Raw genomic sequence first — 12,830 nt, forward strand, 5'->3', positions numbered from 1 at the left:
TATTTATTGTGGCACTCAAATATGACTATGGCAACTTCATTACGTATTGATACTGCTATTCAGCCTGCTAGCTATTTGCGCGTGTTGTTTTACATGAGTTTGACGAGTGCTATGGTTATACTCGCATGGCTTGCTTCTTTAAACGTATGGCAGTATGTCGTTACCTTAGTAGTGGCAGCAGCAGTTACTGGGTATTTGATATTATCACGGCCTGTACTATTGCATATGAGCCAACCGCCCCTGAGTCAGCGTGTTGATAGAGGTTGGCAGCTAATGATTAGGACGAGTCGCGGTGATGAGCTGTGGCAGGCACAAATGGTCAAGGTCCATAATTATCGGTGGGCTATGAGCTTTGAGTTCGATATTGTAGAACCCTATCAACGTTCTTTATCAATGACAGTATTCCGTGATCAAGTGAACGCTGAGCAGTGGCGAGAATTGAATATTTTAGCCAATGTGAGCTCTGCTAAAAGTAAGTAGGTGGTTGTTATTTCAGTCCTTGAATGGCAGTTTTGGTATTTTAGCTTTTTTATAAGGTTAATGAATGACTACAGGTTATAACAAAACAGCTCTCTCGATAATGAAAGCAATTTGTTATTTTGTAAGCGTAAAGTGCGCCGTTTAAGAGATCTATACAGTCGTCAGATACTGATTAAATTTTAATATATTAAAAAAGTATAGTGATACTTTCAAAATAAATAATATGACAAAAAAGGAGTAGAGTATGAGCTTGTTAGGGAATTTAGTGAGCCAAGTTGCCCGTAGTGCGATGAATCCAGAAAGTACACAGCGTAATTCTACCGACCAAAGCGTGAACTCGAGTGGTACTGGTGGTTTGGGTGATATATTGGGCAGTGTGTTAGGTGGAAGCAGTCAGACAAGTGCCAATAATTCACAAAATAATCGTCAGGCCGATAATGGTTTTGGTTTAGATGATATTCTGGGTGGTCTGACGGGGAGCACTCAAAGCGGTGGTATGAGCTCAGGTGCTGGTGGCTTAGGAGATATATTAGGCAGTGTATTGGGTGGCGGTCAAAAACAAAGTGGCAGCTTTGGTGGGAAAAGCATGCTAATAGCTGCATTGATGCCAATGGTACTCAGCTGGATCAAGCGTAATGGTGGCTTAAGTGGTGCACTATCGAAAATTACTGCTATGGGTCATGAAAGCAAAGCGCGATCTTGGATGAGTAGTCAAGAAACTAACGATAACCTTGACCCTAATGATATCAATCGCTTGTTTGATGAAAATGAAATTCAACAAGTAGCTGCGCATACCGGTGCCAATGATGCAGAAGTACGTCAGGGTCTCGCTGAACTACTGCCTGAAGTGATGAATCAATTAACACCAAATGGTAACTTAGATACTGAAAATGAAGCCAATGAAGAGATTGACCAAATCATTAGCCAATTATCTAACCGTCTTGGTAATTTCAAATAGTCTTTTATAAAATAAATTTTTATTTGCAAAATTAGACATATCAATGAAAGCATAATAGAAAAACAGCCCGTCACTAGACGGGCTGTTTTTTTATAGCTTATACATGAATACCATATTTAGCAGAACAGTTGTCACTAACTTGTTTTTTAATCTAAATAGATATGTTAAAAACAGTAAACAATAACGTAAGCATTCTATAAATCTTATAAAATAGTTAAGATGACAACTTAAGTGATGACGGTAATACCTGTCACACTAAGAGTATTGAATGAAAGGTATATCCATTTGTTCGTTCAATAATTTTATAAGGATTATTATTTATGCCATTTAAGCCTGTTCAAGCGGCTATCGCTATTTTAGTTGGTTTGATAATTTGGTTTGTCATCCCAGTGCCGACGGGTGTCACACCAGAAGCGTGGCATATGCTGGCACTATTCATCGCGACCATTGTTGCCATTATAGGAAAGGCATTACCTATTGGCGCCATTGCTATTATTGCCGTGACTTTAGTTGCGTTGACAGGCGTCACAAGTGATAGTCCAAAGCAAGCCATTAGCGATGCCTTGTCAAGCTATTCAAGCCCATTGATTTGGCTAATTGGTATTGCGGTTATGATATCGCGTGGGTTGATAAAGACAGGCTTAGGTCGCCGTATCGCTTATTACTTCATCTCTATCTTTGGTAAAAAAACCATTGGCGTTGCTTATTCCTTAGCTGCTGCTGAGCTGATGGTCGCACCCATCACACCGTCTAATACGGCACGTGGTGGCGGTATTATTCATCCTATTATGAAATCCATTGCACAAAGCTTTCATTCGACGCCAGAAGAAGGTACTCAAAATAAAATTGGTCGCTATTTAGCGATGGTGAATTATCACGCCAACCCTATTACTTCTGGTATGTTTATCACTGCTACTGCGCCCAACCCTTTAGTCGTAGAGCTGGTGAATAAAGCGACTGGTGGTGATATTCAGCTGTCGTGGACGACATGGGCAGTGGCGATGTTTATCCCTGGTATGCTGTGTCTGATCGTCATGCCATTAGTTATTTACCTGATTTATCCTCCTGATGTCAAAGCAACACCTGATGCCAAAAAATTCGCAAAAGATAATCTAACAGAAATGGGCCAAATCAGCACCCACGAAAAGATAATGCTCGGTGTATTTGGTCTTATGTTGGTATTGTGGGCTAATATTCCTGCGTTAATTTTGGGTGAGCAGTATAGCGTTGATGCCACCACAACCGCCTTTATTGGCTTGACGACATTGATATTGACTGGTGTATTGACGTGGGATGACATTCTAAAAGAGAAGTCTGCATGGGACACCATTGTTTGGTTCGGTGCACTGATTATGATGGCCGCTTATCTGAACAAGCTTGGTTTGATTAGCTGGTTCGCGGGCAATATTGAGTCTCTTATTGGAACGACTGGGGTAGGTTGGATAGGCGCAGTGACAATTCTGACCTTAGTCTATTTATATATACACTATTTTTTCGCTAGTACTACCGCCCATATTACCGCACTATTTGCAGCATTTTATGCGGTTGGCCTGACACTAGGCGCGCCGCCGATGTTATATGCCTTAATCTTGGCTGCAGCGGGTAATATCATGATGACGTTGACCCATTATGCGACTGGTACAGCCCCTGTAATTTTCAACTCTGGCTATGTGACGTTGAAAGAGTGGTGGAGCATTGGTGCGATTATGAGTGTGGTGAACTTAGTTATTTGGATAGGTGCTGGTTTGATTTGGTGGAAAGTACTTGGCTATTATTAATAAGCCATCTAAATCTATAGTCATTCCGCTATAAAATTATTACAGCGTTAACTTCGCTTGAAGTATTTAATATACATCTACACTCGGTTGCCTTGTACTACTTGACGTAGTTTGGCAAGATTTAGCCATTTTTAGCCCATTTAGATGAATATCGATTGAAATGAAGACACGCCCTAGTCAATATATAGGTGAGTGTTGGCTAAAAACGCTCATCTAACGTGTCCAGCGTATAGTTGAGCGCGGCAAAACATATATCAGTATTGAATCCTCTATATTGTAAAAATCGCAACTGCTTGGCTTTGTCTTTTTGCTCAACAGGTATGTCATCACCGTATTTTTTAGTACGTGTTGTCACAGCCAATTTCAGCCAGTCTACGCCATCGACCAAGTTGTCATCATTGTCATCTACAAATTCGCTAAATTCCTCTGACTCAGTATTGGCCATATCAATCAGCTCATCGATATTACCAGGCATAGCAATTTTCTTACGATAAAATTCTTGCTTAATACGACCGCGTCCACGGCCTTTACGAATATTTTCACGTATTAGCATCAGAGTAGTGCGGTAATCGCTTTGATAGCCTTTCTCCTCGAATTCATCAAGGAGCGCATCAACTTTCTCTGGATCTTGTTCCTTATCGATGAGTTTTTGCTTGAGCTCAGATTTGCCATATTCACGGCGCGACAAATAATAAAATGCCAACCAACGTAAGCGGCTTTCGGCTTTAATCGCATCGATCTCTGCTTGTTTCTGTTCAGGTGTACGCAAATAAGCTTTGAGAGCAGCTGGTATATTATCGTTTTGATTGTCTATGTCGTTATCATCAGGAGTCGAAAGCTCAGTTTTATTTTTTGATTTTCTCAAAGACGGATCAGTGCTACGACCAGTATCTGTTGCTAAGCTATTATCTATCTCATCTCCATGAACGCTGTGCTTAACCTCTGCTAGCATCTCTTTGATACTTTGCGCTTCAGGTGGCAGATAAGTAGGCACATCACTAGGTTCAGGGCTAAAGTTAGCCGCTGGATGGAAGCGTTTTTCACGTTTCTGACGCTTTTTAGGTTTGGATGTTTTTTGATTGATAGAGGAAGAGAAGAGTGGGTCGCTCGAGTCTATGTCAGCAGTAGAATCACTAATTAACGAGTCATTGGCTATAGCGTTATTTTTATTTGAATAGGTAGGTCGCTTGCCATTTTTACGAGGTTTGTGCGGCTCATCTTTATATGTGTGCTTAGTATGTTTTTTTGGTTGGGCATTAGGAGAACTCGCTGAATCGGTGTCCGATTCAGCGAGTATCTCAGCTAAGGTTTTAATTTTCATAATAAATCATGATAATTGATAACAGTTATTGATCGTTCCGTTATTGTACAGGTTCAGCGCCTGGTTTTTCTTTGGCTTCGTCAGTCTTTTTATCTTTGGCACTCTTTTTTGATCCAAGTTTTTCGTCGCGAATCTTATCTTCGATTTCTTGAGCAATCACAGGATTCTCTTTTAAGAATAATACAGAATTGGCTTTACCTTGACCGATTTTTTCGTCGCCATAGCTATACCAAGAGCCTGCTTTACCAACCGCACCAATCTCAACGCCCAAATCAATGACTTCGGCTAAGTGATTAGTACCTTCGCCGTAAGTGATTTCAAATTCGGCTTGGCGGAATGGTGGTGCCATTTTATTTTTGATGACTTTCACACGGGTTTGGTTACCGATGATTTCATCACCATTTTTAACTGCGCCAATACGGCGAATGTCCATACGTACAGAGGCGTAGAACTTCAACGCGTTACCACCAGTTGTGGTCTCAGGGCTACCAAACATAACGCCGATTTTCATACGGATTTGGTTAATAAAGACCACCATACAGTTAGAGCGTTTGGCATTACCTGTAATCTTACGTAGTGCTTGGCTCATGAGACGTGCTTGCAGGCCCATATGTGAGTCGCCCATCTCGCCTTCAATCTCAGCACGCGGCGTCAAGGCTGCAACTGAGTCAATAACGATCATGTCGATGGCCCCTGAACGAACCAACATATCAGTGATTTCAAGTGCTTGCTCGCCATTATCAGGCTGAGATAGCAATAGCTCGTCCGTGTTTACACCCAGTTTGCGAGCATAGACAGGGTCAAGCGCGTGCTCAGCATCGATAAAGGCACAAGTACCACCTTGCTTTTGGCACTCTGCAATGGCTTGCAGGGTCATGGTCGTTTTACCTGAGCTCTCTGGGCCATAAATTTCAACGATACGGCCTTTTGGTAGACCACCAATGCCAAGGGCAATATCTAGGCCTAATGAGCCTGTTGAGACCACATCGACATCCATGATGGCTGCGTCATCGCCTAAATGCATGATGGTGTTCTTACCAAACTGCTTCTCAATCTGACCGAGTGCTGCTTTAAGTGCTTTGGCTTTATTGTCGTCCATACTAGATTCCTTATTTTCAATCATTAATGTAAAACTATCAATTTCGGTGTTATGCGTAATATATTTGTACGATAGAAAGTAGTGGCTCAATAGGGCGGGTTGCCACTTAGATAGGAAGAAGCGTTCAGCATCTACCTAGGATAAATAGGTTGTCATCTCGATGAAATAGACAGTAATGTTTATTAGGTCACCTTACTATACAGTAAAATCAAATCGTGAGATAAGCAAAAATAAGTTCATAATTAGCATCTGTTGGTATCGCCATTAAGCCTTACTGTGCCTGTATGTCACGAACATTTTCTCTTGAGTACTATTGATTTGGTAGAGTGATTATAACAAATTGCAAAGGCCATTTAGTGGGTCGAGTGACGATAGACGACATTAACTGTCGCATGATATACAGCTGATGGGTTGCCTAAAATAATGAAAATAGGAACTATTATTTTGGACAATATAATGGTACTGTTTGTCAATAGGCTTAAAGGTTGTCCACAGTAGATAAAGCCTAGAAATTCACGAATTGTGAAACATCGCTAACGATAAAATTTTATTTTGAAAATATTAAAAATAATTTCAAGTAGTTGTCATATCAGTCTAAGTGTTTGATTTATAAGTTTTTTTTAATTGTACAAAAAATGAACGATTTTACCTTACCCTTTAAGTTGTCTAGGGAAATTCTTGTCAAGTGGCGACTTATACACAGGGTTATCCACAGCTTATGGGGAGAACTCACCAAACCCTTATAGCATCGATGTTTGCGTAGATTATTGATATAGAATAATCAAGAATTAATACTATTGTCACAATTGTCAAAATATATATTTAGCCATAAACCCCATGCTAATGGCTATGTTTCACGTATTAATATTTTATAAGTTTTTTTTATAAAAGTAGTGAAAGCTCCTAAAATAAGGCTTACAGCTGATGATTTATCAAGAATTAATCTGAAAACCAGTAACTGGTCAGTTGTAAAGCAAAAAAAGCGGCTAAATATATTAGCCGCTTTTTTAGATCTATCACAAATACGTTATCGGTATTACTCTTTGATATAGATTAAATCCCATACGCCATGCCCACGTTCTAGGCCGCGACGTTCAAACTTGGTCATTGGACGAAAGTCAGGACGATCCGTAAAGTTACCCGCACCCGCTTGATTGGTTAACCCTGCAAAACCATCTAATACCTCAACCATCCAAAATGCATAATGCTCCCAGTCAGTCGCCGTATGGAACCAGCCACCTTGTTTTAAGCTGCGAGTGACGATGGCCATACGTTCAGCACTGACAAAGCGACGCTTGTAGTGACGCTTCTTTTGCCATGGATCAGGGAAGTAAAGTTGGATACGGTCGACATGATTTTCTGGTAATTGCTTGAGCAACTGAATAGCATCGCCGTTGATGATTTTGACGTTTTTTAAGCCTTCTGTGCCTGCCATATAAGCACATTTACCAATACCAGGCTCATGCACTTCGACGCCAACAAAGTTGCGGCTAGGCTCTGCTGCTGCCATTTCAATAAATGAAACACCCAATCCAAAACCAATCTCTACCGTAAGTGGCGCTTCACTACCATTAGGGCTATCAGCGAATAGTGTACGTAGATTGTTGATACCTTCTAAATCACCATCACCGAAACTGTTATTGACCAAATAATCAGCAAATTCTGGAGCGGTCAGGGCCAGTTCGGCATTTTTATTCATGTGTGTACGTCGTTTCATAAACGTATTGACGATACGAATGTGTTTGCTTTCTTCAGGCGCTATCTCATTACCGACACTGTCATCAATGTCAGTATCGATATTGCTTTCAGTGCTGGTGCTAAGGGTGTTTGGCTCATCAGTAGTACTCGTACTATCGATGTTATCGTTAATATCAGGATGTTGACTCATAGGATTGACAAGACTTAATAAAATGGGTGATGTACGCTTATTATAAGTGAAATCTATACAGCTGTGAACGGACAATGCTTTTTTAATACGCTTATGCTCAATCTATCATGAAAGAATCAAAGCGTTAATCTCGTTTGACGTTTTGCAGATATATTCGTACTTGGCTGCCTTATACTTCTTTTACATTGAATCAACTATATTTATCGGTCACTTACTATTCTGTACAGCGGTTTTGGCGTTATCATATAACATGCGTAATGAATTCAAACTTTTCTTTATAGTAAATAGGGCACCTCACTATGCTATTTATCGAGACAGATTCGCCGCCTCCGTTTTATCAGGATCAGCTGACTACTGCGAAGCGTAAACAGTTGGATAAGTGGTTTATTAGTCATCGTAGTCAGCACTATTATCTCAAGCGCTTTGAGCAGTTTGATGAGCAAGGTTATCTGTCACCAAAATGGCACTGGGCCGCATTTTTTGTGACTTTTCCTTGGCTACTCTATCGCAAGCGCTATATGGATGCCATTGTATACAGTGTGGCAGGATGGTCGTTCATCCAGCTAAATGTAGCATTGGTGTTGGTTGCCTTTGAATTTGTAGCAATGTCCTATATTCCTGATGCTTATCAGATGGCTACGCGTATAGGTATTGCTGCAGTAATCTGGCTGTTTTGGTCATCTATGGTTGCACGTTGGACGGACGCTTACTATTACCGTATGGCGCGCCGTGAAATTGCCGATGTTGTGGAGGACTATCAGCGAGATGAGAACGCGCAGAAGGCTCACTTGCAGAGGGAAGGTGGCGTGAGCCTGTTTGGACTAGGCTTGGGGTTTGGATTGTTTGCATTTGCTCTAATGGTGATTAAGGTGCAGTTTTTACCGATTATTGCCAAGCCACAAGCAAATGAAGTGGTGTTTGATGCCTATGATACGGTCAAAACGACACAAAATCGTGTGGCATTACTTTATCAGCAAACAGGACAGTGCCCAACTAATTCGTCCTTGAATACGGCAACAGAGCAAGTAAGTATCGACATTGATACCACTGCTGCTGGGGTAGCAGAAACTGACTGTGCGGTGATTGCAACGATTCAGAACATCAAGTTTCCGATACGTTATTTGAATGATCAGACACTGGTTTTTTATCATGTGCCAGACAGCGATAGTTGGAACTGTATGACGTCGCTAAATAAACGGCAAGCGCCACAAAGTTGCTTGCCTGAATAGAGCGTTACGCTATTATTTTTTAGTGTCTGTGACGATATCGTCTTTTTCATCGACTGGCGTCGCTTGGCTCTTTAGCGCTTCATAAAAGTCAGTCAAATCCATTTTGCGTGCTTTACCAATGTCTTCATCAAATAAGCTTTCAAGCTCTGCCATTGCTGATTGTGCAGATTCAATCATACTGGCTTCATCATCATAAATGGCTTGCTGACGTTCAATCAAATCATCATCATAATCACGGAAAGTTTGCACCGTCTCACGCGCTTTTTCTGGTGAGATACCGAGCAGCTGTAGCGACTCACGTGACATATCCAACGACGACAAATAAGTCTCACGCCAGATATGACGAACACCCACTTCACGTAGGCGGTAGTAATGCTGACGATCGCGTGCTCGCGCTAGGACAATCACGTCTGGATAGTTTTTACGCAAATATTGAGCGGTCGTGATGGAGCGCTCTAAGTCATCAATAGCGAGAATGAATACACGTGCTTTTTTGATACCGGCGGCGCGTAAGATTTCGGGGTTTTTGGGATCACCATAGTAAACTTGGTTACCGAATTTTCGGACAAAATCTACGCGATTTGCAGAGCGCTCGATGGCGGTGAATTCAATATTGTGCATGCGCAACACACGACCGATAATCTGACCAACACGGCCAAATCCGGCAATGATTACCTGATGCTCATGGTCTGGAATGGAATCGTATTCACGGCTTGGTTTGCTCTTAGCAAATAAGGGCTCACCTATCTTTTCTAATAGTAAAAATGCCAATGGCGTGAGTGCCATAGAGATTGTTACAACAAGGTTTAGTGTATTGGCAAGCTCAGGTCGCAGGACGTTCTGTGCGGTAGCGACACTAAATAGTACGAAGGCAAATTCACCACCTTGAGCGAGAGTCACACCGAGTCTAAGACTGGTTGGCCAGCGATTTCCTAGTACTTTTGCAATTGCTGTAATGACACCAAATTTGATAAACATTAAGCCCATCGCACAACCGATGATAAAGATAGGCTCGGCTAATATAAGTTTGACATCGGTCAGCATCCCAACGGACATAAAGAACAAGCCTAACAGCAGCCCTTTGAAGGGCTCGATACTGGCTTCTAGCTCATGGCGATATTCTGAATCCGCTAGCAATACGCCAGTTAGGAATGCACCTAGTGCCATCGATAGACCAATTTGCCCCATCAAAATAGACACGCCCATCACGATAAATAGGGCGACAGCAGTTAACAGTTCTGACGCGCCACTTGACGCCACAAATTTAAAAAATGGTCGAACCACATAGCGACTGGCAAAAATGAGACCTGCAAATACGGCAAATACCTTACCAAAATAAATCAAATCATAGCTTTGCTCGCGCACCCCTGATAAAAATGGAATGACGGCGAGTAAAGGAATAACGGCAATATCTTGGAATAACAAGATAGTGAACGCTTCTCGACCATGGGTACTCGCAAGCTGCTGCTTTTCAGTCAATATCTGTAATACAAACGCAGTAGAAGAGAGAGCAAGGCCAAAGCCTACGATAAAAGCAGTATCCAGTTGTAAGGAGAAAAAATGATGTAAAAGTAACATCAATAGCGTGCCGGTCAGGCCGACTTGCAAGCCACCAAGTACAAATATAGAGCGCCGTAATGCCCATAGTCGTGAGGGTTGAAGCTCAAGACCAATTATGAATAGCAGCATCACCACACCAAACTCAGAAAAGTGTAATAAGCTCTCAGCGTCGCCCGCCACATCTAGGCCACTGGGGCCTAATATCAGACCTGTGATGAGATAACCTAAGACCGTCGCAATACCAAATCGTTTACCAAGGGGTACAAAGAGCAGTGCTGCTCCTAAGAAGATTGTAGCTTGTAACATTAAATTTGGTGAGCCGGCGGCGGCAGCAAGCATCTGATATCCTTAAGATGGGGTAATAAGACAAACAATATAAAGTGGCTATAGTGAAAATAATATAGCATCAACGTAGGTTATTTTTTACGGTAAATCTTCCAAATGCCATTATCGGCAAGCGGATTGTTATAAGCGTCATTACGGCGCTTACGTGGGGTCTGTCTGCTATCGACTATTTTAAAGTCGGGTAAAGCATGGACGATGAGTCCTGTACGATAAAAGCGTACTCGTTCAGGCTCTAGCATCTCACCTTTATTATCACGGCAAAACACATAAGCGCGCAGATCAATAAACTCACGGTGCGCAACCAAACGAGCCTCATCATCGTTATCGAATACTGCTGACATACGCGCAATTTCATCAGCACTATAATCACCACATTTATCCGTCAGCGCACCCACTGAACCAAAGCTTTTAGATTCTTTGGCACGAGTCTTGGTTAAATGTAGACGCTGAACGTGATAGATAAACTGCGGAATCTCAAGGCTGGCTGGTAGCGGTAGATAGTCGGGTGGTAGATTGGCTGCAGGGTAAAACGCCATCGCGCGCTCAAGTATCGTTTGCCAGTGTTGTTGGTAGGCTTGGACTTCTGCCAAGTTACCTTCATAAATAGGCATGTCACGAATTTGACGCAAAATATCAGGTGGAAATTGCTCATCACGAAAGCTCGCAATATCTTCTTGCAGCGTTGATAGCAAAACTTTGGCGTGTTTTTTGCCATCTTTTGAAGTGGGATCGTCGATATAGTCAGGGGCGACAAAGGGCGCTGAGCGTCTAGACATAATGGTATATCTTCAATAGATCGTGAATAAGTTTTTTAAGTCTTAAGTATACAGAATTTCTATTAAAAATATGGCAACGAGATTCAATTTTTCATTATTTGTGACATGCCATTACATTAATAGAAACTAGTGTGACATGAATTTGAGGCTTTTTATTTGTTAATATTTACTTATTTTATATTCATTTTTTTGTTATAAATGGATCATAGTTAATGGTTATGTCCGACGTGACTACTATTATCAGTTGCTTGTGCGGAAATATTGCAGACCAACGCATCGCTATGTGACTTAGTCTGCGGGTGCGATGAGCTTTCGACTTGGATGGTAGCGTGATGTATGCCAAGCGTGAGCAAGCGTTGTTCTAAATTGGCAATCAATAGGCTTGATTCGTGAATATTCATCTCACCATCGACGACAACATGACAAGATAAGGCATTGAGACCACTGGTAATACTCCAAACATGCAGGTCATGGACTTTTTGTACCTGTGGATGGGCAATCAATGTTTGCTCAACGGTTATCAATGATATCCCCGTTGGCGTACCTTCCATCAAGATATGTACAGAGTCACGAACAACGCGGTAACCACTAAAGAGAATCAGAATAGCAACGATGATTGACGCTGCCGCATCTGCCCATACCCAACCAAAACTCATCATCAATAGTGCTGCAATAATCGCAGCAACTGATCCCATTAAATCACTTAATACATGTAGGTAAGCACTTTGCATATTGAGGTTAACGGGTTCTTTCGTATCAGCTATATTGTTTATTGCTTTAGTATCATGTCCCTCATGACTATGACCATGTGCCTCTCCATTATGGCTACCTCGGTGCATCAGCCATGCGACCAAAATATTCACAAGCATACCGATAGTCGCGATGATAAGCATACCCTGAGTAGCAATGTCAGGAGGAGCGTTAAAGCGTTTAATCGCTTCATAAAAAATCATTAATGCAATAATCACGAGCGTAGCGCCATTGACGGTCGCGACCAATATCTCAAAGCGTTTATAGCCAAAAGTCTTTTGATGAGTGGCTGCTCTTTCGCCAATTTTGAATGCCATCAAGGTGGCGCCAAGTGCGACTGCGTCGCTGAGCATATGGCCTGCATCAGACAATAGCGCTAAACTACCAGTGAGCCAGCCACCAATGGCCTCAACGAACATGTAGCCAGTGATGATAACGAAGCTAAATAGTAACGTACGTTGATAGCCTTTGGTATCTTGCGGTGCGATTGTCTGCTCTAAGTGTGAATCATGATCATGAGAGTTTTGTTCATCATGCTTATGTTCGTGCGTATCAGCAGCACTCTGATGCATCGCGTGGGTTGCATTAGCCTTTGAATCTTCTATAGTCATAACAACCCTCAAATTCTCTGACATTGAATTCGATT

The 12,830-nt window shown here is 41.9% G+C and carries 10 protein-coding genes; 4 read left to right on the forward strand and 6 right to left on the reverse strand.

Going from position 1 to position 12,830, the window contains the following annotated elements; all coding sequences use genetic code 11:
* The first annotated feature begins 21 nt into the window (after positions 1–21).
* The 3 genes from I6E84_RS04970 to I6E84_RS04980 all read left to right on the forward strand — a co-directional run bounded on the left by I6E84_RS04970 (position 22) and on the right by I6E84_RS04980 (position 3,216).
* Positions 22–480, forward strand: a complete 459-nt coding sequence (locus I6E84_RS04970) for a hypothetical protein (RefSeq protein ID WP_197216552.1) — start codon at positions 22–24, stop codon at positions 478–480.
* Positions 481–724: 244 nt separating this feature from the next.
* Positions 725–1,438, forward strand: coding sequence for a YidB family protein (locus I6E84_RS04975; protein ID WP_197216554.1), 714 nt, complete (start codon positions 725–727; stop codon positions 1,436–1,438).
* A 320-nt stretch (positions 1,439–1,758) separates the two neighbouring features.
* Positions 1,759–3,216: an anion permease gene (locus I6E84_RS04980; protein ID WP_110923285.1), complete on the forward strand. Its 1,458-nt coding sequence runs from the start codon at positions 1,759–1,761 to the stop codon at positions 3,214–3,216.
* A 199-nt stretch (positions 3,217–3,415) separates the two neighbouring features.
* On the opposite strand, the gene I6E84_RS04985 is transcribed toward I6E84_RS04980, so the two are convergent.
* The 3 genes from I6E84_RS04985 to trmB form a co-directional block, all read right to left on the reverse strand.
* Entirely contained in the window at positions 3,416–4,537 is a 1,122-nt protein-coding gene (locus I6E84_RS04985) for a regulatory protein RecX (RefSeq protein ID WP_197216556.1), read from the reverse strand.
* A 40-nt stretch (positions 4,538–4,577) separates the two neighbouring features.
* A complete protein-coding gene (recA, locus tag I6E84_RS04990) occupies positions 4,578–5,636 on the reverse strand; it encodes a recombinase RecA (protein WP_110923283.1) in 1,059 nt (352 codons plus the stop codon).
* 1,036 nt (positions 5,637–6,672) lie between these two features.
* On the reverse strand, positions 6,673–7,524 hold the full coding sequence (gene trmB / locus I6E84_RS04995; protein WP_197216558.1) for a tRNA (guanosine(46)-N7)-methyltransferase TrmB: 852 nt from the start codon (positions 7,522–7,524) through the stop codon (positions 6,673–6,675).
* Positions 7,525–7,823: 299 nt separating this feature from the next.
* Here trmB and I6E84_RS05000 point away from each other — a divergent pair, with 299 nt between their 5' ends.
* Complete coding sequence (locus I6E84_RS05000; RefSeq protein WP_197216560.1) at positions 7,824–8,753, forward strand: DUF2628 domain-containing protein; 930 nt, start codon at positions 7,824–7,826, stop codon at positions 8,751–8,753.
* Between the two features lie 12 nt (positions 8,754–8,765).
* Here the strand turns inward: I6E84_RS05000 and I6E84_RS05005 are convergent, their stop codons facing one another.
* The 3 genes from I6E84_RS05005 to I6E84_RS05015 all read right to left on the reverse strand — a co-directional run bounded on the left by I6E84_RS05005 (position 8,766) and on the right by I6E84_RS05015 (position 12,795).
* Positions 8,766–10,652: a monovalent cation:proton antiporter-2 (CPA2) family protein gene (locus I6E84_RS05005; protein ID WP_110923280.1), complete on the reverse strand. Its 1,887-nt coding sequence runs from the start codon at positions 10,650–10,652 to the stop codon at positions 8,766–8,768.
* Between the two features lie 77 nt (positions 10,653–10,729).
* Positions 10,730–11,434 carry a hypothetical protein gene (locus I6E84_RS05010; protein WP_197101593.1) on the reverse strand — a complete coding sequence of 235 codons (705 nt, stop codon included), beginning with the start codon at positions 11,432–11,434 and terminating at the stop codon, positions 10,730–10,732.
* Between the two features lie 209 nt (positions 11,435–11,643).
* The gene (locus tag I6E84_RS05015) at positions 11,644–12,795 is read right to left on the reverse strand and encodes a cation diffusion facilitator family transporter (RefSeq protein WP_413786938.1); all 1,152 of its coding nucleotides are present in this window, start codon (positions 12,793–12,795) and stop codon (positions 11,644–11,646) included.
* Between the last annotated feature and the right edge of the window lie 35 nt (positions 12,796–12,830).

The organism is Psychrobacter sp. SCQQ22 (assembly GCF_015864605.1).
Classification (GTDB): Bacteria; Pseudomonadota; Gammaproteobacteria; order Pseudomonadales; family Moraxellaceae; genus Psychrobacter; species Psychrobacter fozii.